We start from the raw sequence: 20,711 nt of genomic DNA, 5'->3' as shown, positions 1-20,711 counted from the left end.
CCGCTTCTCACAGGTTGATGACGCATCACCCGCGCGGACGGTTCATCTCAACTGCACTGTCATTTCGGGTGGTTCGGCGTGGCCGGATGAGGCTAGTCCGCGCGGGCGGGCGGGGCGGGTCAGGCGGGGGAGCGAAGCAGCCGGGTCGGCGTCACCCGGTGGGTGAGTACGGGCAGCAGTTCGGAGACCCGGTGCGGCCGGTGGGCCGCGATGCCGGGAGGGGCCGGTGCCAGTGGTACCAGCAGGTCGGTGGCCGCGGGGTGTCCGACGGCGGCGTCCGCGGTGCAGTCGCCGTGCAGCCACAGCGTGAGCATGTACAGCCCGGGGACCGACAGCAGACGTGGCTGGTAGGCCTGGGGGACCGATTCGGCCTGCCGCAGCGCGCGCTCGGTGGAGGCGACGTAGGGGCCCTCGAAGAAGTGTGAGAACGCCCAGCCGTCGGGGGTCAGCATGGTCTCCGCCGCCGCCACCGCCCGGTCGCCGCAGCGGATGAGGAACCGCCATCCGGTCAGTCGCGTCGCCGTCACGCCCTCCGCCGTGATCCGGTCCAGGACGTGCACGGGCAGCGGTAGTTCGGGCGTGGCGGGTCCCTGGGCGCCGAGCAGGGAGGGAGTCCGGGCCTCGCGGACCGCGGTGGGAGAGGAGAGAGCGGTGAGGACGGAGCGCAGGGCGGGCGCGGGAGCCGGGGGGACGTGCAGGGGCATGATGGGTCGCCTCTCATTCGAAGGCACGGTGGCGCGAGGGCGGAGCGGGGCGGACGACGCTGTCAGCTCACGGGGCTGGGGAGGCAGGGGCCGGGTCCGAGAACCGAGAAGGGGGTGAGGCCTGCCGCGCGTCAACTCGGCGGCAGGATCCGTCGACCGTGGGCGCCGGTCGTCTGCCTTGTCCGCGGAGTTTATACGACATGTGTTCAGACTGTGTTTCGACTAGCCGATTCCGGCAACCAGTACAAGGTTGCATTCGGTCGTCGATATGCGGGAATCCTCCGTATTTCGGACCGGGTGTACGACGATGACCTCGGGGAATGTTCACCGAGGGGTCGGCCCATTGTCGTCGGCGTTTTTCACGAGTTACCGGGCAGGGGACTGATCGACGTGCCATGCCCGGTGAATGTGCCACTGGTCACCTCGGCACAGAGTAGCGGGTGCCGGGCCGGTCCGGAGGCGTTATCGATCGCATCGGCTGGGCATCATCCCACCTGACCGGCCACCGGCGGCCGGATCTTCGACGCGCCGCTTCTAGAAGGGACTCTTCCATGGGGGAGAAGGTCGTGGCAGGTCAGTTCGACCTGTCCGATCGCCAGCGCTACCGCGAGAAGCTCCAGCGGTGCCTGACGGGCCTGGAGCGGCTTCTGGCGGAGAAGCGGTTCGATCGCCCGAAGAACCTGATGGGGCTGGAGATCGAATTGAATCTCGTCGGTGCCGACGGGATGCCGAAAATGTTGAATGCGCAAGTCCTCGAACGCATCGCGAGCCGCGACTTCCAAACAGAACTCGCCATGTTCAACCTGGAAGTCAACATTGCTCCACATCGACTGGGCGGCCGGGTATTCGACCGCCTCGCCGAGGAGATCCGCACGGCACTGGCATATGCGGACCGAAAGGCCGGCGAGGTCGACGCCAGCATCGCGATGATCGGAATTCTGCCCACACTGGACCGGGACGACCTGGTCTCCTCCAATCTCTCCGACGTCGATCGCTATGCCCTGCTCAACGAGCAGATCGTGGCCGCCCGCGGCGAGGACTTCACCCTTGAGATCGAGGGGGTCGAGCGCCTGACCTGTACCTCGAAGTCCATCGCTCCCGAGGCGGCCTGTACCTCGGTGCAGCTGCATCTCCAGGTCACCCCGGACCGTTTCGCCGATGTGTGGAACGCGGCCCAGGCGGTCACCGCCGCACAGATCGCCGTCGGCGCCAACGCGCCCTTCCTGTTCGGCCGCGAGCTGTGGCGCGAGTCCCGTCCCCCGCTGTTCCAGCAGTCCACCGACACCCGCCCGCCCGAGCTCCAGGCCCAGGGTGTCCGACCGCGCACCTGGTTCGGTGAGCGGTGGGTGACCTCGGCGTACGACCTGTTCGAGGAGAACCGGCGCTACTTCCCGGCCCTCCTGCCGATCTGCGACGACGAGGACCCGCTGGAGGTCCTGGACGCCGGTGGCGTGCCCTCGCTCTCCGAACTCGTCCTGCACAACGGCACCGTCTACCGCTGGAACCGCCCCGTCTACGACATCGCCGACGGCTCCCCGCACCTGCGCGTGGAGAACCGCGTCCTGCCCGCCGGCCCCACCGTCACCGACGTCATGGCCAACGCGGCCTTCTACTACGGCGTCGTCCGCGCGCTCGCCGAGGAGCCCCGGCCGGTGTGGACCCGGCTGCCGTTCGAGGCCGCCGCCGCCAACTTCGAGGCCGCGTGCCGCCACGGCATCGACGCCCGCTTCGAGTGGCCCCGGCGCGGCCGGCTGGGCGGTACCACCGAGGTCGACGCCGCCGTCCTCGTACGCGACGAGCTGCTGCCGCTCGCCGAGGCCGGGCTGGACGCGTGGGGCGTCGAGCCCGCCGACCGGGACCTGTACCTCGGCGTGATCGAGGAGCGGTGCCGGCGCCGGGTCAACGGCGCGTCCTGGCAGGCGGCCACCTTCCACCGGGCACTGGAGGCCGGCCTGTCCCGGGAGGCCGCGCTGGCCGCCACGACCCGCCGCTACGTCGAGCTCATGCGCGAGGGCCATCCCGTGCACCTGTGGCCGGTGGGTCTGCCGGAGCCGGCGCGGCTGGGCTGAGCCCCGCCACGCCCGCCGGGCCCGCCCCCGCCGCGCGCCGCCTCATACCGATCGGGCAAGCTGTGACGTCCCAGCTGGAGGCAGGTGTGCATGGCGGAGGCGGGCCCGGTGGACGATTCGTTCCCTCAGAAGCCAGTTCGCGGCGACAAGCCGGTCGGTGACGAGAAGCCGGTTCGTGGCGAGAGGCCGGTTCGTGGCGAGAGGCCGGTTCGTGGCGAGAAGCCGGTCGGTGAGGAGAGTCCGGCTCGGGAGAGGACGGGGCGTGGGGAACCGGTTCCTCGGGAGCGGCTCTCGCGACGGACCCTGCGTGACGAGACGCTGCTCGTCCTGGCGCTGTCGCTCGGCGCCAGCGGGGTGTCCGCCCTCATCAGCTTCGTCGGCTCGGTCACCCGCCCCGGCGGACTCAAGGACCAGGCGGCCACCCTCAACGCCTCCGCGGCCCCGGGCCGTCCCTGGCTGGACCTGGCGTGGCAGCTCTTCGGGATCACCACGGCACTCGTCCCGGTCGCCCTCGTCGCGCACTTCCTGCTGCGGGAGGGGCGGAGCCTGCGCACACTCGGCTTCGACCGCGGCCGTCCGTGGCCGGACCTGGGCCGCGGGGCCGCCGTCGCCGCGGTCATCGGCAGTACCGGTATCGCCTTCTACCTGGCCGCCCGGGGGTTCGGCTTCAACCTCACCGTGGTGCCCGAGGCACTGCCCGACGTGTGGTGGAAGCACCCCGTGCTGATTCTGTCGGCGGTGCAGAACTCGGTCCTGGAGGAGGTCATCGTCGTCGGCTACCTGCTGCGCCGGCTCGACCAGCTCGGCTGGAGTCCCGGCGCGTCACTGGCGGCCAGCTCGGTGCTGCGGGGGTCGTACCACCTCTACCAGGGCATCGGCGGCTTCATCGGCAACATGGTGATGGGCGTGGTGTTCGTGTACCTCTACCGCCGGTGGGGACGCGTGGGTCCGCTGGTGGTGGCGCACTCGCTGCTCGACATCGGGGCCTTCGTCGGCTACGCGCTGCTGGCCGGGAAGGTGGACTGGCTGCCGACGGCGTGAAGGGGAGCGGGCGGCACAGGCGCCTCTCGCCCACGCCCCCTCCGCGGGGTCAGGCCAGCAGCTCTCCGTCGATCACCGTCACCGCGTGCCCGCTCAGCAGTGTGCGTTCACCGCGCAGTTCCGTGCGGACGCGGCCGGAGCGGGGCGATGCCTGCAGCCCGGTGAGGCCGGGGCGGCCGAGGCGTTCGGACCAGTACGGCGCGAGGGCCGTGTGGGCGCTGCCGGTGACCGGGTCCTCGTCGATGCCGACGTTCGGGAAGAAGCAGCGGGAGACGTAGTCGTAGCCACGCGCGGGGTCCTCCGCACGGGCGGTGGCGATGACGCCGCGCGCGGAGTGGGCCGCCAGCGCCCTGTGGTCCGGCGTCAGGCCGTGGACCGTCTTCTCGTCGGAGACCTCGATCAGCAGGTCCCCCACGTCCGGGCCGGTGTCGAGGACGGCGAGGGGTTCGGCGCCCAGGGCCTCGGCGACGCCCGCGGGCGGCTCGACCCGGGTGAGCGGCGCGGTCGGGAAGTCCAGGGTGATCGAGCCGTCCTCGCGGGGCGTCGCGACGAGGACGCCACTGCGGGTGGCGAACCGCACCGGACCTTCGTGGGCGCCGGTGGTGTGCATGACGTGGGCGGTGGCGAGCGTGGCGTGGCCGCACATCGCGACCTCCGTGGCCGGCGTGAACCAGCGCAGCGCCCAGTCGGCCTCGCCGCCCTCGGGCAGGCGGTGGGCGAACGCGGTCTCGGCGTGGTTGACCTCCAGGGCGATCCGCTGGAGCCGGTCGTCGTCCGGGAAGGCGTCGAGGAGCAGGACCCCGGCGGGATTGCCGGCGAAGGGCCGGTCGGTGAAGGCGTCGACGATTCGGATGCGCATGCTCCGACGCTAGCCGCTTGGCGGAACCGCGGACCAAGGCCAATGCGCGAGTACTGGACCGGTTTTGTGACGGGGAGCAGGTGCGGTGCGTGCGGGGCCCGGTTCGCCGGGACGGACCGTCGACCCGGAGTGAGACGTTCGCCGGTGGCTTGTCAGCCGATGTCTTCCGATATATCGTTGAAGCATCGTGATCGATCAACGACTGGATGGAGTGATGGCGATGCGCAGCCACGGATACGAGCGTGGACACGGCGGACACGGCGGACACGGCCGCGGAGGAGGCGGCCCCTTCGGTCACGGCGGCTTCGACGGCCGGCGTGCGGCCTTCGGTCCCTTCGGGCCGGGTGGCCCCGGCGGCGGTCACGGCGGCGGCCCCTTCGGCCCGGGCTTCGGTCACGGAGGGCCCTGGGGCGGCCGGGGGCGCGGCGGTCCGCGGGGAAGGGCGCGGCGCGGCGACGTACGGGCGTCGATCCTGGCCCTCCTGAAGGACCGGCCGATGCACGGCTACGAGATGATCCAGGAGATCGCCGAGCGCAGTGGCGGGGCGTGGAAGCCCAGCCCCGGTTCGGTGTACCCCACGCTCCAACTGCTGGAGGACGAGGGGCTGATCGCCAGCGAGAGTGAGGGCGGCAAGAAGCTCTTCGCGCTCACCGAGGCGGGCCGCACCGCCGCCGAGGAGGGTCCGGAGGCGCCCTGGGAAGAGGCCTCGCGGGGCGTCGACTGGGAGGCCCTGAACGACATCCGGCAGGCCGGCTTCGGACTGATGGAGGCCTTCGGCCAGGTCTGGAAGACCGGCAGCAAGGAACAGCGGGAGAAGGCGCTCGCCGTCATCGGCGACGCCCGCAAGAAGCTGTACCTGATCCTCGCCGACGAGGACTGACCCGGAGGGGCGGAGTGGGCAGGTGCCCCGCGGAGCGATCCGCGGGGCACCGTCGCGTGCGGGCGTGCTCGGCCGGCCCGTCTTGTCACCGCTGCGTCGAAGCGATCCCAGCCGAACACCCGGGCGGGAACCACGCGCGCGGGCGGGGGCTCTCGTCGTGGTCGTGCCGCCCCTCCCCGCGCAGGGCGGCGGGCGGCTCCTCCTCCGGGGCGTCGCGTCCACCGTGCACGTACTGAGTCTGAGTGCGGCAAGACGGCGCCCGCCCGGGAGGGCGAAAGGGCTTGATCTCATCCGTAAGGAGGAGATTCCGGCCGGGTGGGTAGCCTCTGGGCGGGATGCCGAAATGCTCCCCTTCGGGGATGACCCGGTCTCGAGGGACTGATGAGCTAGGGGTGTGCAATCCCCTATCCCCCGGCAGTCGGCCGGCGAGCAGCGCGGCCGGCGCCCGGACGGCACCGACGCCGATGCCCGGTTCAGCGCGGAACTGGCGCCGGTGGTCTCCGGGGCCCGTCGCAGAGCCGTGCGGGACGGAGACCGGCAGATCGACACGGCCCACCTGCTGCACTCCCTCCTGGAGTACGACCCCGAGGCGCGTACCGTCCTCGGTGAGGGGCCGCGGGTCGCCCGGCTCCTCGGCTACCTCGTGCAGCGCAGCATCGGCTACGGCCTGCGCTGGCAGGCCGCCGTCGAGGACTCCGGCGCCGTACCCGTGGTGACCGGTGCCGCGGGGTTCTCGCCGCTGGCCGCCGCGGCCGTGGAAGCCGCCTGCGCACGCGCCGAACGGCGCGGGGCGGCCGGTGCCTGCGGCGTCGACCTGCTCGCCGCGCTCGTCGCCGACCCGCGGGCGCGTGCCGTCGAGGTGCTCGCCCGTGCCGCCGTCGAGCCACAGGCCGTACTCGCCCGGGTGGACGACCACTTCGAGGCGACGGCCTGAGCCCGCCCCGGCCCGCCCTCGGTCGTGCCCCGGCCGTGTCCAGTCGGCGAGACAGGGGTCATTGGAGGTGACGGTCATGTCGTCCCCTGTCATCATGTGCCGGTGCATACGTCTGACAGCGCTCGCGGCAGCCGCGGAAAGGGCGCCGGGCTCGGCCTGGCGCTCGCGTCCGCGGTCGCCTTCGGAGGGTCCGGGGTCGCGGCGAAGCCGCTGATCGAGGCGGGACTCGACCCGCTCCACGTGGTCTGGCTGCGCGTGGCCGGCGCGGCCCTGGTGATGCTGCCGCTCGCCGTGCGCCACCGCGCCCTGCTGCGCCGCCGGCCCGGTCTGCTCGCCGGGTTCGGCCTGCTCGCCGTGGCCGGTGTGCAGGCCTGCTACTTCGCCGCCATCTCCCGTATCCCCGTGGGCGTCGCACTGCTCGTCGAGTACCTGGCACCCGCCCTCGTCCTCGGCTGGGTGCGGTTCGTGCAACGACGGCCCGTGACGCGGGCCGCGGCGCTCGGCGTGGTCCTCGCGGTCGGCGGGCTCGCCTGCGTGGTGGAGGTCTGGTCGGGGCTGCGCTTCGACGCCGTCGGACTGCTGCTCGCGCTCGGCGCGGCCTGTTGCCAGGTCGGCTACTTCGTCCTGTCCGACCAGGGCAGTGACGCCGGTGACGAGGCGCCCGACCCGCTCGGCGTCATCGCCTACGGCCTGCTCGTCGGGGCCGCCGTGCTCACCGTGGTGGCCCGCCCCTGGTCGATGGACTGGTCCCTCCTCACCCACGCCGTCCCGATGGACGGCACACCCGTCGCCGCCGCCCTGCTGCTGGCCTGGATCGTGCTCATCGCCACGGTCCTCGCCTACGTCACCGGCATCGTCGCCGTGCGCCGCCTCTCACCGCAGGTCGCGGGCGTCGTGGCGTGCCTCGAAGCGGTCATCGCGACCGTCCTGGCCTGGGTGCTGCTCGGCGAGCACCTGTCGCCCCCGCAGATCATCGGCGGCGTCGTGGTCCTGGTGGGCGCCTTCATCGCCCAGTCGTCGACGCCCGCGAAGGGCTCCCCGGACCCCGTGGCGGGCGGCGGAGGGGAAAGGGAGTTGTCCAGCCGGGAAACGGCGGCCTAAAGTGCTGATCATGCATTCCGACGCACTCGTCCTCCCGCCTCCGGCCGCCTGAGGCGGGCCCCTGTGACCAGCCCGGCGCCTTGTCGCCGGGCCGGACGGTGCTGCCCGCAGACGCAGTCCTCGCGCCTCCGGTCCTTCCGGGGCCGCTTCGAACTCCCGCGCCCCGTGCGCGTCTGCGGAGAGAACTCGTGTCGAATGCCGTATCGAATGCCGTCTCCGGCCTGCCCGTCGGGCGTGGCCTCCTCTGTCTGATCGTCGCCGGTGCCGCCTGGGGCACCGCCGGCGCCGCCGCCTCGCTGGTCTACCGGGCCAGCGACATGGGGCCCGTCGCCCTGTCGTTCTGGCGGTGCGCGGCCGGGCTCGTGCTGCTGCTCGCCGTCCATCCGCTGCGCCGGCGGACGCGCACGGCCGTACGCGAGCCGTTCGCCCGCAAGGCGCTGCGGGCCGTCGTCACCGGCCTCGGCCTCGCGGTGTTCCAGACCGCCTACTTCGCCGCGGTGCAGTCCACCGGGCTCGCCGTGGCCACCGTCGTCACGCTCGGCGCGGGCCCGGTGCTGATCGCGCTCGGCGCGCGCCTCGCCCTCGGGGAGCACCTGGGCCGGGGCGGGGCCGCCGCCGTGGCCGGTGCGCTCGCGGGACTCGTGGTGCTCGTCCTCGGCGGCGGCAGTACGACCGTCCGCCCGTCGGGCGTGCTCCTCGCACTGCTGTCCGCAGCCGGGTACTCGGTGATGACGCTGCTCACCCGCTGGTGGGGACGGGGCGGCGGGGCGGACGGCGCCAGTACGTCCGTCGGGGCGTTCGCCGTCACCAGTCTCTGCCTGCTGCCGTTCGCCCTCGCCGAGGGCCTGGTGCCGCACACCGCCGAACCGGCCCGCCTCCTGTGGCTCCTGGCGTACGTCGCCGCCATCCCGACCGCCCTCGCCTACGGGCTCTACTTCGCCGGCGCGGCCGTCGTCCGGTCCGCCACCGTCTCCGTGATCATGCTGCTGGAGCCGGTCAGCGCGGCGGTCCTCGCCGTCCTGCTCCTCGGGGAGCACCTCACGGTGGCGACGCTCGCCGGCACCCTGCTGATGCTCGGCTCGGTCGCGGGACTCGCGGTGGCGGAGACCCGGGAGGCGCGGACGCGGTCGGCGCCGGCGTGACGGCGGGGGCCTCTCGGCGGGAGAGGCCCCCTTCGCCCGGCAGGGGCGGGACCGTCGTCCGCCCCTGCCGGTGCACCCGGTCGCAAGGTCGCCGACCGGAGCGAACGCCCCAACGGCACGCCCCCTGCGCACTGCCCCGCCGGGACGCGCGCCCGGACACGCGCTCAGATTGAGAGCCCCGGGGCACTCTCCTGGCCGCCGTCGGACGGATGCGCCGACGTCACAGGGCCGACAGGTAGTCGGGCACGCCGGTGCCGGAGGCCAGGTCCGCGTCGGCGACCGGGGCGTCGTAGCCCTTGCGCAGCGGGACGAGGCCGGCCCAGTGGGGGAGGGCGAGGTCCTCGGGCTCGTCGTTCACACCGCCGGTGCGGAGCTTGGCGGAGACCTCGTTCAGATCGAGGCGGATCACGGCGGTGGCGGCCAGCTCCTTCTTGTTGGCCGGCCGGGAGTCGCGGGAGCGGCCGGGGACGACGTGGTCGACCAGGGCGTCCAGGGCCGTGCGCCTCTCCTCGGGGTCCGTCACCTCGTACGCGGTGCCGTGCACCACCACCGACCGGTAGTTGATCGAGTGGTGGAACGCCGAGCGGGCCAGCACCAGCGCGTCCACGTGCGTCACCGTCAGGCACACCGGCAGCCCCGGGTCGGCCGCGCCCGTCATCCGCAGGGGGCGCGAGCCCGTCGAGCCGTGGACGTAGAGCCGCTCGCCGACCCGGCCGTAGAGCGTCGGCAGCACCACCGGGGCGCCGTCGCGGACGAAGCCGAGATGGCAGACGTAGCCCTCGTCGAGTATCGAGTGCACCAGTTCCCTGTCGTAGGAGGCCCGGTCGGGGGAGCGGGTGGGGACGGTGCGGTCGGTGGGCGGGTAGGCGGTGCCGGGCTGCGGTGGCGTGTGCGTCTCCGTGGTCCCCTGCATGGCGCTCTCCATTGCACTAGTGCATAATCGGCTTTGTGCTAGGAGAGTATCGGATCACAGGGCGGGGCGCAGCGGAGATTTCCGCGAGCGTCGAGCGTGCGGTGGGCTCCGGGGAGCTGGAGCCCGGTCAACCACTGCCGCCGATGCGGGAGTTGGCCGAGCGACTGGGAGTGAACCCGAACACGGTCGCCGCCGCCTATCGCACCCTGCGTGAGCGCGGGGTCATCGAGACGGCCGGGCGCCGGGGCAGCCGGGTGCGCGCGAAGCCGGCCACCACCGGGCGCGAGTTCATCAGGGTCGAGGTACCGGAGGGCGTGCGCGACGTGTCCGCGGGCAACCCGGACCCCGGGCTGCTGCCCGCGCTGGGACCGGTGTTCGCCGCGGCGGCCGAGCAGGGCGACAGGGAACCGGTGCTGTACGGGGACGACCCGGTGGAGCCGGACCTGGTGCGCCGCGCGCGGGCCGAACTCGACGCCGACGGGGTGCCGGACGGGCCCGTGGCCGTCACGTCCGGGTCGCTGGACGCCATGGAGCGGGTCCTGACGACCCATCTCAGGCCAGGTGACGCCGTCGCCGTCGAGGACCCGGGCTGGGGCAGTCTCCTCGACCTCGTCCCCGCACTCGGCCTGCGCACGGTCCCCGTCGGCGTCGACGACGAGGGTCCGCTGCCCGACGACGTGCGCCGGGTCCTCGAGGGCGGCGCCCGCGCCCTGGTCGTCACGGACCGCGCGCAGAACCCGACCGGCGCCGCGGTGAGCGCCACGCGCGCGCGTGCCCTGCGGTCCGTGCTGCGCGATCACCCTCGGACGCTGCTGATCGAGGACGACCACGGTCACCGCATCGTCGACCTGCCCCTGCATCCGCTCGCCGGTACCACGCACAGTTGGGCCTTCGTCCGCTCGGCCGCCAAGGCGTGCGGCCCCGACCTGCGCCTCGCCGTCCTCACCGGGGACGCCGTCACGCTCGACCGGGTCCGCGGGCGGCAGCGGCTGGGCCCCGGCTGGGTCAGCCGCATCACCCAGCGGGCGGTGGCCCGGCTGTGGGCGGACGGCGCGGTGGACGCGCACGCGGTGGCGGCGGTGTACGGGCGGCGCCGTGACCGGCTCCTCGGCGCCCTCGCCGACCGCGGGGTCGCCGCGCACGGACGCAGCGGCATGAACGTGTGGATCCCGGTGCCGGACGAGACGGGCGCTGTGGCCCGGCTGCTGCACGCCGGCTGGGCCGTGGCGCCGGGCGCACGCTTCCGCGTGAGCGCCCCGCCCGGCATCCGGATCACGGTCTCGACGCTGACGGAAGGCGACATCGGGCCGCTCGCGGACGCGGTCGCGGCCGCCGTCGGGCCAGGGGTGGGATCGGGGCCGGGGCAGCTCCGGAACTACGTCTGACGTGCGCCTCCCACCGGGCCGCGCCGCCTCGTTCCGGGCGGCGGCACAGGCGCATCGCGGGCAGGTGGTGGGCGAGCTGAGGCTGTCGGCGTTCCCGACGGCCGCCCGCGGACTCTTCCCCGCGGCACTGGTCGCCCTGCGCGCCGGGTACCCCGCGCTGCGCGTCCGCTCCTGCGAGCTGGAGCCGGAGCGCGGCGTCAACGGTGTGGTGCGCGGTGACCTCGACCTGGCGGTCGTACTCGACTGGTACAACAAGCCGATGCCGCTGCCCGACGGCCTGGTCAAGGCGCCGCTCCCGGACGACGCCGCCGACGTGGCCCTGCCGGCCGGCCACCGGCTCGTGGGCCGGGGCGAGGTGGACCTCGCGGAGTTCGCCGAGGACGAGTGGATCACGTGGGGAGAGGGCGAGTTCTGTCACGAATGGCTGATGTTCACGCTGCGCTCGAGGGGCATCGAGCCGGTCATCGGCCACCGCGCCGCCGAGACCCACACCCAGCTCGGGCTGGTCGCCGCGGGGCTCGGTGTGTGCATCGCCCCCGCTGCTCGGACGTCATCCGCCCGACGGGGTCGTCACCGCGCCACTGAAGCAGCGGGTGCGGCGGCACGTGTACGTCGTATGGCGCGCGGACGCCGACCGCCGCCCGTCGATCCGGGCGGCGGTGGAGGCGTTGCGGACGACGGCGAGGGAGGTGGTGGAGGCGGGGCGGACGGGGTGAGCCGATCACCCGGACGCGAGGGTGCGACATTCCGGCTCCGGCTCGGGCTCCGGGCCCGGCGTCGCGGCACCGTCATCCGGCCAGCTGGATCGAGTCCCCGCTGACCGTGATCTGCACGGCGGGCAGCGGCTTGGTCGCCGGACCGCTCTGCACGCTGCCGTCGGTGATCGAGAAGTTGCTGTTGTGGCAGGGACAGTTGATGACACCGTCGGACACGCTCTTCACCGCGCACCCCTGGTGGGTGCACGTGGCGGAGAACGCCTTGAACTCGCCCGCCGAGGGCTGCGTGACCACCACCTTCCGGTCGGCGAAGACCTTCCCGCCGCCTTCGGGGATGTCGGCGGTGGCCGCGAGCGCGGCTTCGGCGTTCGCGCCGCCTCCGTCCGCCTCCTCGGAGGCGGGGGCCGAGGGAGCGGCGCCGGTGTCGTCCGAAGCGTCGTCGTCCGAGCCGCCGCACGCGGTCAGCGCGACGGCGAGCCCCGCCGCTCCGGCCGCCGCCACGACGGTACGACGGGCCGGTCCTGCGGGGTGAAACGATGCGCTGGTCATGCTGGGGTTCCCTTCCGGGGTGGATGCGTGATGATCTGCCGAGAGGTACGGCCCCGGGACACATGCCGTTCAGACCGTGCCGAGATGCTGTCGCGCCGGCGGTCGGGCGGGCGTAAAACACGGCTGTCGTTCGGCTGTCGGCCGAGCTGCGTCCCTGGTGGCGGCCGTACCCGTCAATCTCGGTGGAGGAACTGTGGATGAGGCCGCGGTCGTGGGCGGTGGGTCAGCGCCCGGGGCGCCCGTGGGATGCGGGGCGGGCGGTGAGGACCGCGTCGCGCGCGTCGGCCTGGCCTCCGGCTGAGGCTCCGTCCCGCAGCCCGTAGAAGCGGATCGGCGAGTTCGGCCGGAAACCGATGCGCGGGTACACGGGTGCCCCGGCCTCCGTCGCGTGCAGGGTGGCACGGGTCAGACCCGTGGCCCGCCCGCCCTCGTGCAGTGCCTTCCTCGTGACGGCTTCGCCGTAGCCCCGCCGCTGCCACTCGGGGTCCGTGGCGACGAGCGCGACGAAGAGACGGCCCTCGGCCGCCATCGCTCCGGCGCAGGTGACCGGGACACCGTCGCGCAGGCCGAGATAGGCGTGCACGTCGTTCTTCCAGAGTGCGGAGCCGACGAGCCCGTCGCGGCCCTCGTCCAGGTCGAAGCCGTAGGCACGCGAGTTGAGATCCGCGTAGGCGGTCAGCTGGTCGTCGGAGCGGACGCGCACGAACGTCAGGTCGGGGTGGACCGGATCGGCGACGGGAAGCAGGTCCCCGGCCATGCCGGTGCCGGGGAAGGCGAGCCGGAGCCCCGCCCGCCCGGCCGCGTCGTCCAGGACCGCCCGCGCCCCGTCGTCCAGGAGGTCCTCGAAGAGCCAGAGGAAACCGGGACGCCGCTTGGCGCGCATGATGTCCGCGGCCTCGGCCAGGCGCCGTTCCACGAGTACCGCGTCGGCCTTCACGTCGGTCAGCGTGACGCAGTTCCAGAAGGCGAAACGGCAGTCCGCCCACCGGACCGCGATGCCCGGAAGGTCACGTACGTCGGCACCCGGGGCACGGTCGAGGACCATGGTCCGCCAGGCCGTGGCGAGTTGCTCCACCGATTCGATCGAGTCCGCGAGATCCTTCACCGAAACTCCTCAAACAGTCGCGTGCGCTGCATGCTGTCGCAGGGGCAACGAGCGGGAGGGGCCGGAAGGTTCACCCGTCCGCGCGCCGCAGGTGGGCGGCGCGCGGACGGACCGTGAGGGGTGAGGTGTCAGACGCGGTGGCCGGTCAGGACCAGCAGCCGTTCACGGTGGCGGCGAGGCCGTCCATGGCGTCCTTGATGTCGCTCGGATCGGCCGACGAGTTGTTCTCGATGAAGGAGAAGATCCTCCACTCGCCGTCCTCGGTCCGCGTGACACCGCTCAGGGCGATGGCCCCGGTGAGCGTGCCGGTCTTCGCGTGCACTTTGCCGACGGCGCACTGGGAGTTGGCGTCGTCGAAGCGTCCCCACTCCGGGCCGAGGCTGGAACCGGCCTCGCCTGCGACCGGCAGGCCCTCCAGGATCGAGCTCAGGGCGGGGGACTCCGTGATCGCGTCGAGGAGCTGCGCGAGGGTCGCGGCCGGGATGCGGTCGGCACGGGAGAGCCCGCTGCCGTCGTACATCTCGAAGTTGTCGAGCGAGATCCCGTACGAGCTCAGCACCTGGCGGACGAGCTCGGCGCCGCTCTCGAAGGTGGCCGGCTTCCCCAGCTCCACTGCGGACATCCGCAGCAGGGTCTCGGCGATGTTGTTGTCGCTCGTCTTGAGCATCTGCTTGACGATGTCCGACAGCGGCGCCGACCTGTGCTGCGCCACGGGCACGTCGGACTGCTTGGCCGTCGCGCGGCTGACGTCGCCGTCGACGGTGATGCCCTGCGCGGCGAGCTGCTCGGCGAAGACGTTGCCGGCGTCGATCGACGTGTCGTGTACGGCGGCGCCGTCGACGACGAGCGAACGGACCGGCGTGACCTCGGTGGGGTAGTAGCCCTCGTTCCAGCCCTTGGCGAGGCTCGGAGCGGCGAACAGGCTGTCGTCCACGCGGACCTTGACGCCGGACAGACCCGCGGCCTTGAGCCCGTCGGCGGCCGTCCTGGCCAGCTCGGCGACGTCGTCGCCGGTGAGGGTGCGGTCACCGCCGCCGACGAGGGTGAGGGTGCCGTCGCCGTACACGACCTTCGTGGTGAACTCGTGGTTCGCGCCCAGCAGCGTCAGTGCGGTGGTCGCCGTGGCGAGCTTGGCGTTGGAAGCCGGCATGAGCGTGGTGGAGCCGTTGTGGTCCCAGAGGGCGGTGTCCGAGTCGGCGTCGAGCACCACGCCACTGACGTCGGAGCCCAGACGCTCGTCGGCGACGCGCTCGTTGAGGTTCTTGACCAACCGGGCGTCGTCGGCGTCGAGTCCGTCGACCGAGATGCCCTGCGCCGTCGTGGTGCTGTCGTCGGCGGCGAAGGCCGAGGTTCCGGCCAGCGTGGCGGAGGCCACGGGCACGGCCATCGCGAGCACGAGGGCCCGTCGAGCGCCGATGCGGCTCACTCTTGCCCTGCGGTGCCGACGGCGCCCGCCCGGGGCGAACGTGTTGGTGGGGGTTTCGTCCGGCGTTCCAGTCATAAAGTGAAATCCAAGGATCGATTACTTCGTTCTGTGGGGGTGGAACGATGGGCACGCTACCAGTCGCCAGTTGGACGGCAGGGCCGAAAATCGATGGCGTGTGAACGACTCGTGACCATTCATGGCCGTCTCGTGGCGGGCGCGGCCTGGGGGCCCGGGGGAGCGCACCCGTGGCGGGCTGGCGAGCGGGTTTCTGACGGCGAGTGACATACGGACCCTATTTCCGTGCGTCTTTGTGAAGGGGGTCCTTTCGGTGTCGTACGGGCACTTCCCCTGCCCTTCCATGCATCGGGAAAGGGGCCTTCGGGTAATCCGCGCCGGGTCGGGAACCGAATGCGGGTGAGCGGCGTCCGCGGCCCTTGCACGGATCTTCGTGAGCGTGGACAGGGAAGGCATCACGGGGCTCGTCGATGCCGGCGACGTCCAGCCCGGCGCCGGAACCACCAACGTGGACGACTGCTGACGGCGGAGGACGGCGACGCCGCCGTCCGGGGCACCGTCGGCGCGGGCGCCACCGACGTCGTCGTCGACGACGCGCGCCACGGTCTCCGTCCGACGCGGACGACGTTGAGCCTCAGGACACCCGGCGAACATGTCCGGCGCTCACCGCCTGTTCCTCGGCGCACCGCCGCCGGGCACCCGTAGCGGGGGCCCGGCGGCGGTCGGTCACCGGTCGCGCGGGTGCGTCACCGGCCCGGCGTCACCATGTGCCCGGCTCCGCGTACCAGGAGCGCTGCGGATTCTCGAACGTGCCGTCCTCCCGGGAGGGGAAGGTGAACACCCGGGTGGCTCCGAAACCGTAGTTGTACATGGTCAGGATGTCGGCCCGGCCGTCGCCGTCGGCGTCACCGGAGAGCGGCATCCCCGAGGCGGCGGCGTCCCAGACGTCCGGCTGGGTCTCCCAGCCCGCCAGGGGATCACCGAAGCCGCCGTCCGCCTGCGCCGTGAAGGTGTGCAGGGCGGTCACAGCGTCGTCGTGCCGGTACATCACCGCGGCGTCGGCGCGCTTGTCACCGTTGTAGTCGCCGCTCGTCAGCTCGACGCGATCGAGCTCCCAGCTTCCCGTTTGCACGTTCCACGACTTGAACGGCCGGCCCAGGGTGCCGTCGGGCTCGGCGATGAACGTGAACAGGGCGGCGGCGCCCGCGCCGTAGCCGTAGAACGCGATCAGGTCGGCCCGGCCGTCGCCGTTGGCGTCGCCCATCGTGTAGCGGGCGTTCTCGGCCCACCAGTTCCCGTCACCGGAGTTGAAGCCGCGCACGGGCATGTCGAACCCGCCGTCGGCACGGCCGAGGAACTTGTGCAGGCCCATCTGGGCGTTGCCGTAGTCGTAGACGGTGGTCAGGTCGGCCCGGCCGTCGCCGTTCACGTCACCCGCCTGGACGGAGATCACCCGCTCCATGTCCCAGCTCTTCGGCGGCAGGACCGCGCTCTTGAGCAGCTCGAGCCCGCCGTCCTTCTGCGTGACGAACGTCCACATGGCGGCCGACCCGTCCGCGTAGCCGTAGAACGCGATGACGTCGGTGAGCTTGTCGCCGTTGACGTCGCCGGCCGTCCACTTGGCGCGGGCGGCGTCGAAGGTGGCCCGGTTGCTCGTCCAGACCTCCTTCGGGGGACGCATACCGCCGTCGGTTTCGGCGGTCAGGACGTGGATGCCGGTCGACGAGTTCCCGTAGTCGTAGACCGTGATCATGTCGGTGCGGCCGTCACCGTTCACGTCACCGGCGAGGTCCGTCCGCAGGTGCGCGGTGAGCTCGTCCGGTTTCTGCGGGGTGGTCGTGCCGCTCGTGCGGTTCCAGCGGACGTAGCCGTTCTCGAAGTCGGTCCGGATACCGCCGGTCACCTGGTACTCCCCGGACGTGGGGAAGCCCAGCCAGCTGTTCTCCGACTTCAGCTCGGTCCACTTGCGCATGATGGCGTTGTGGACGGGCCAGGCGCCGGTCGCCTTGCTCCAGTAGATCGCCGTGTTGTGCGTCTCCTCGTCCCGGAACCGGAACCGCTGGTACCAGCCCGGCTTGGGCGTGGTGGCCTTCTCTCCCTCCATCGGATACCCGACGTGCTGCGGGCCGCCCAGTGCGAGGTACCGGGTGTAGATGCCGCCCTGCACCTCGTGGGCGCCGGTGCCGGAGGAGTAGTAGACGGCGCTGCCCTTGCCGGACTTGCTGAAGGTGCTGAAGTAGCCGACGCCGTCGCTGGTGCGGCGCTCGTCGGCGGTCGGGTAGCCGAGGACTCCGCCCTCGCGGCCCAGCTCGGTCCACCTGGCCCAGATCGCGCCGTGCACCTCCCACGCGCCGGTGTCCGGGCTCCAGTAGACGGACCGGTTGGTGACGGTGGTGCCGGGTGCCTGGAAGTGCGCGTACCGGCCGGCCTTGTCGGGAGCGGTGACGACGTCGGTGCTCGGGTATCCGAAGCCGGCCGGGCCGCCCAGCGCCTTGTACTTGGCGAGAATCGGGCCGCACAGGGTGCGCTTGCCGGTGGCCTTCGACTCGAAGGCCTCACAGGTGCCCCACGGGGTACCGCCGGTCACCAGCGGGCGGGCGGGTCCGAAGGCGGAGCCGTCGGCGAGCGCCCGGCCGGGGAACTCGACCGCGCTGCCCACCCCGTCCCGGGACCACAGGTCCGGGAACCCGTCGCCCTCGAAGTCGCCGTCCGTGGCGAGGTGCGGGTGGGCGGAGCCGGTGAAGCCGCTGCCGATGGACGTGGCGCGCGCGGCGGGGTCGGCGTACACGCTCAGGTCGGCCGCGGTGACGTCGTCCTGTACCGGGTTCTGCCGGCTGGTGTACTGGTGGATCTCTCCGCTGTCGACGTCGCGTGCCCACAGCTCGGGCAGGCCGTCGGCGTTGAGGTCGCCGGGGGCGAGGAGCGTCATGTTCTGCCAGTCGGCGTTGCCCAGGGACACCGGCTCGACCTCGTCGATGAGCGGGCTGCCCTGACTGCCCAGGTAGAGCCAGAGCTCGGCGCCCGCCTTGACGAGCAGGTCGGGCGCGTCGTCGGCGTCGACCCGGCCGTCGGCGTTGTCGTCGTTGACACTGCCGATCGACAGCGCCTGGTCGGCGTTGCTCCAGTGGTTGGCGTCCTCGACGGCGACCTCCAGCGGCCAGCGGCCGGTGTCGGTGCCCCCGAGTTCGCCGTCGCCGCGGTTCGTGTAGACCCACAGCTCCTTGACGCCCGGGTCCTCCAGGCCCGGCCGCAGGGCGACGAGGTCCTCGTAGTAGTCCTCGTTCCAGCTGCCGCGGTGGGTGAGCACCGCGGTGCCGAAGGACTCCTCGTCGGCCTGGCGGCCCACGCCGAACCTGCCGTTGCCCTGGCCCGGGTGGATCCACAGGGCGCCGCTGCCGGGGTCGACGGTCCACATGTCGACCGTGGTGTCGCCGTTGAGGTCACCGGGCCTGTCCCGCTCCGGGGCGCGCGTCGGGTAGAAGAGGTACGTCTTCAGGTCGGAACGGTTGCCCGCGGCGTCGAGGCTGCGGACGTACAGGTACTGCGGGCCGGCGTTCAGCGGTGTGTAGGTCACCGGCTCCTTGGCGGGGCCTCCGGCCCTGGCGGCGTCGACGAACCGCTCACGGGTGTCGGAGTCGGTCCACCAGACGTACCGGGTGACGTCGGTCACGCCTTCCGCGGTGAACTGGAACCTCCCCTCGGTGCGGGCCGGGTTGCCGTCCCTCTCCGCGGGGAACTCGGCCGAGGCCACGCCGGGAAGCTCCGACGGCCGGGTCTTGTCGAAGGTGAAGCCGCACCGGCCGGCCCAGGGGCCGTTGGCGGTGCTGTCACTGGCTCTCACGTCCCACCAGTACGTGCCGGTCGCGAGGTCCTTGGTGGGGATGCGCAGACTGGCGACCGAGCCGCGGCTCGCCTTGACCTTGGCGGTCTTGGGTGAGGAGGCGCCGTTCGGCGCGTAGTGGAACTCGGCGACGAGGTTGTTGTCCTCGGCGTCGTTCACCTTCGCACGCAGAGTGATGTAGTCGGTGGTGCCGAACGTGCCGCCGGTGCAGGGCACGGACGGGTCGGTGGACCGGCCGCTCGGCTTGGAAGGGATCGTGTTGAGGTACGTCGACACACGCACCGAGTGCGGGTCGAACTTCCGCCATGAGACGTCGGCTTCGGAGCTCTTCGCAGACATGACGAAGGCCCACGACCCCCACTTCTCCTTCGCGGCCTTGCTGATCGCGCCGGTCACGTCGAATTCGACGAGTCCCGCCGTGTCCGCGGGGCAGTTGCGGCCACCGAAGGATTCACCGGAGGAGTCCACCAGAGTCCCCCACTTGGGTTGCCTGTTCCACGTGATGTTGGTGGGAAGGGTCTTACCGATCGTACGGACCTGAACGGCCCCCGACTTGCAGGACCAGGAACCGGCGTGGGTCTGCTTGATCCGGAGTGTCGAACGGATGATCTGCTTTCCCCAGATGTTCGACGTGGAGACCCGGAAGTAGGTGTTCGCCCGGACCGTTCCGCCGCGCTGGGTGTCGTTGGCGACACCGACCCGCGCGAAATCGGAGATCGTGCCGCCGTTCCAGTAGACGGTGTCGTCGGAGTTGGCGTAACCGGTGTGCTTGTACGCGATGGACCAGGCGTTCTTCCAGGCGTCCTTCGCCCACACGGGGTCGATGACGACGGGGAACACGGTGTCAGGGTCGTCCAGGAGCCGCTGGTCCGGGCGCAGGGTCAGCGCACGGTCCGTCAGTTCCACGCCGATGCCCGCCTGCCGGGAACCCTCGGTCGCGCCGGTCAGCGTCTCGGCGAGGGGGCGCGGCGCCGAGCCGGCGTGCGTGGCCGCCGGCGCCTGGCTTGCCGCACGGACCACGGACGCGGCGTGTGCCGCACCGGCCTTCGCGGGTTCCTTCGCCGCCGCCTCCGGTGTTCCCGTGGCCGACGCCGCGGTCGGGTCCTCGGATCCGGCCGAGTCCCACATCCGCGGTTGCGGCGCGGAGAACACGGCCGTTCCGGTCGGGTCCACGGCCTCCAGGCGGCCGTCCGCCCCGGCCTTCAGGTCGAGGCCCTTGCTCGAGTGGCCGAAGGTGACGGCGTCCAGCGCCGGGTTCTTCGCGGCCTCGGCGCTCTTCACCACGAGCGCGTGGGAGAAGGAGTCCACGTCGGCGGTGGCCGTGAGGTCGACGCCGGGCAGGACGTCGGGGTAGGTGGCCGTCCGGCCGTCGAGGACCGGTTCGGGCAGTTCGCCCGGCCAGGTGAGGGAGATTTCCCGTCCGTCCCTGACCATTCTGACGAAGGCCCCGTCACCGCCGCCGGAGAACGAGACGGACATTCCCGTGGCCGCGGGTGCGACCCGGCCGTTCTCCGTTTCGGAAAGTCGGGTGTCCACAGGGACGAGCTTTCCGCCCTGGCGCACGCGGACCGGTATCAGCGCGCGTTCCACGGTGAACGTGCCGTCAGGGTTGGCGAACGTCTCGTCCGTCTCGGTGCGGGCGGACACGATCTCGACGCGCCGGTTCTCTTCCGCCGCCTTCTCGACGGCGGCTTCGGTCTCTTCGCGCTGCTTTTCGACGAGCGTTTTTCCAGTACGCTCCGACGCCTTCGTCCCAGATGTCTCCGAAACTGTCGCGGTCGCCGGTGAAAGGGTCAACATTCCCACTGAAAGGGTCATCAGCAATGTTGCCGACATCGCCTTCCCGAATGTTCCTCCCAGGCCGTTGACGGGCCCTCTCGGTCTGTTTCTCATACGGTTTCCTACCGCCCGTTTCCTTGCGGTGCGTTGGTCGGTGTGCACGGGCGGCGCGCAGGCTTCCGGTACGAAGAATTCCGTTTCCCCCGGCCCGCGCGCTTCGTCGCTCAGCGTGACGAAGTCTGCACGCGCGCC

The 20,711-nt window shown here is 72.1% G+C and carries 15 protein-coding genes; 8 read left to right on the top strand and 7 right to left on the bottom strand.

Features of this window, described 5'->3' with window-relative positions; all coding sequences use genetic code 11:
- Nucleotides 1–119: 119 nt before the first annotated feature.
- Nucleotides 120–704: a hypothetical protein gene (locus ACP4IX_RS21710; protein WP_426522127.1), complete on the bottom strand. Its 585-nt coding sequence runs from the start codon at nt 702–704 to the stop codon at nt 120–122.
- Nucleotides 705–1,255: 551 nt separating this feature from the next.
- Here ACP4IX_RS21710 and ACP4IX_RS21705 point away from each other — a divergent pair.
- Entirely contained in the window at nt 1,256–2,773 is a 1,518-nt protein-coding gene (locus ACP4IX_RS21705; protein ID WP_426522128.1) for a glutamate--cysteine ligase, read from the top strand.
- Nucleotides 2,774–2,863: 90 nt separating this feature from the next.
- On the top strand, nt 2,864–3,814 hold the full coding sequence (locus tag ACP4IX_RS21700) for a CPBP family intramembrane glutamic endopeptidase (RefSeq protein WP_426556420.1): 951 nt from the start codon (nt 2,864–2,866) through the stop codon (nt 3,812–3,814).
- 49 nt (nt 3,815–3,863) lie between these two features.
- Here the strand turns inward: ACP4IX_RS21700 and ACP4IX_RS21695 are convergent, their stop codons facing one another.
- Nucleotides 3,864–4,673 carry a PhzF family phenazine biosynthesis protein gene (locus ACP4IX_RS21695; protein ID WP_426556419.1) on the bottom strand — a complete coding sequence of 270 codons (810 nt, stop codon included), beginning with the start codon at nt 4,671–4,673 and terminating at the stop codon, nt 3,864–3,866.
- Nucleotides 4,674–4,893: 220 nt separating this feature from the next.
- Between ACP4IX_RS21695 and ACP4IX_RS21690 the strand changes: the two genes are divergently transcribed.
- The 4 genes from ACP4IX_RS21690 to ACP4IX_RS21675 all read left to right on the top strand — a co-directional run bounded on the left by ACP4IX_RS21690 (nt 4,894) and on the right by ACP4IX_RS21675 (nt 8,730).
- Nucleotides 4,894–5,553 carry a PadR family transcriptional regulator gene (locus tag ACP4IX_RS21690; protein WP_426556418.1) on the top strand — a complete coding sequence of 220 codons (660 nt, stop codon included), beginning with the start codon at nt 4,894–4,896 and terminating at the stop codon, nt 5,551–5,553.
- Nucleotides 5,554–5,947: 394 nt separating this feature from the next.
- Complete coding sequence (locus ACP4IX_RS21685; RefSeq protein WP_426556417.1) at nt 5,948–6,487, top strand: Clp protease N-terminal domain-containing protein; 540 nt, start codon at nt 5,948–5,950, stop codon at nt 6,485–6,487.
- 96 nt (nt 6,488–6,583) lie between these two features.
- Nucleotides 6,584–7,588, top strand: a complete 1,005-nt coding sequence (locus ACP4IX_RS21680; protein ID WP_426522133.1) for an EamA family transporter — start codon at nt 6,584–6,586, stop codon at nt 7,586–7,588.
- A gap of 188 nt (nt 7,589–7,776) precedes the next feature.
- Nucleotides 7,777–8,730, top strand: coding sequence for a DMT family transporter (locus ACP4IX_RS21675; RefSeq protein WP_426556416.1), 954 nt, complete (start codon nt 7,777–7,779; stop codon nt 8,728–8,730).
- Nucleotides 8,731–8,950: 220 nt separating this feature from the next.
- Here the strand turns inward: ACP4IX_RS21675 and ACP4IX_RS21670 are convergent, their stop codons facing one another.
- The gene (locus ACP4IX_RS21670; protein WP_426522135.1) at nt 8,951–9,643 is read right to left on the bottom strand and encodes a pyridoxamine 5'-phosphate oxidase family protein; all 693 of its coding nucleotides are present in this window, start codon (nt 9,641–9,643) and stop codon (nt 8,951–8,953) included.
- A 35-nt stretch (nt 9,644–9,678) separates the two neighbouring features.
- Here ACP4IX_RS21670 and ACP4IX_RS21665 point away from each other — a divergent pair, with 35 nt between their 5' ends.
- Together ACP4IX_RS21665 and ACP4IX_RS21660 are read left to right on the top strand one after the other, a co-directional pair.
- A complete protein-coding gene (locus ACP4IX_RS21665; protein ID WP_426522136.1) occupies nt 9,679–11,028 on the top strand; it encodes an aminotransferase class I/II-fold pyridoxal phosphate-dependent enzyme in 1,350 nt (449 codons plus the stop codon).
- A 1-nt stretch (nt 11,029) separates the two neighbouring features.
- Nucleotides 11,030–11,848, top strand: a complete 819-nt coding sequence (locus ACP4IX_RS21660) for a LysR substrate-binding domain-containing protein (RefSeq protein ID WP_426556415.1) — start codon at nt 11,030–11,032, stop codon at nt 11,846–11,848.
- Here ACP4IX_RS21660 and ACP4IX_RS21655 read toward each other — a convergent pair.
- The 4 genes from ACP4IX_RS21655 to ACP4IX_RS21640 form a co-directional block, all read right to left on the bottom strand.
- Nucleotides 11,817–12,293, bottom strand: coding sequence for a Rieske (2Fe-2S) protein (locus ACP4IX_RS21655; protein WP_426522137.1), 477 nt, complete (start codon nt 12,291–12,293; stop codon nt 11,817–11,819). The genes ACP4IX_RS21660 and ACP4IX_RS21655 overlap by 32 nt on opposite strands.
- A 223-nt stretch (nt 12,294–12,516) precedes the next feature.
- Entirely contained in the window at nt 12,517–13,398 is an 882-nt protein-coding gene (locus ACP4IX_RS21650; protein WP_426556414.1) for a GNAT family N-acetyltransferase, read from the bottom strand.
- 145 nt (nt 13,399–13,543) lie between these two features.
- Nucleotides 13,544–14,899 carry a D-alanyl-D-alanine carboxypeptidase/D-alanyl-D-alanine endopeptidase gene (gene dacB / locus ACP4IX_RS21645; protein WP_426556413.1) on the bottom strand — a complete coding sequence of 452 codons (1,356 nt, stop codon included), beginning with the start codon at nt 14,897–14,899 and terminating at the stop codon, nt 13,544–13,546.
- A 700-nt stretch (nt 14,900–15,599) separates the two neighbouring features.
- A complete protein-coding gene (locus ACP4IX_RS21640; RefSeq protein WP_426556412.1) occupies nt 15,600–20,480 on the bottom strand; it encodes an FG-GAP-like repeat-containing protein in 4,881 nt (1,626 codons plus the stop codon).
- Nucleotides 20,481–20,711 lie beyond the last annotated feature (231 nt).

The organism is Streptomyces sp. WG5 (genome assembly GCF_049974565.1).
Lineage (GTDB): Bacteria > Actinomycetota > Actinomycetes > Streptomycetales > Streptomycetaceae > Streptomyces.
This window is presented reverse-complemented; position numbering and strand designations above follow the sequence as displayed.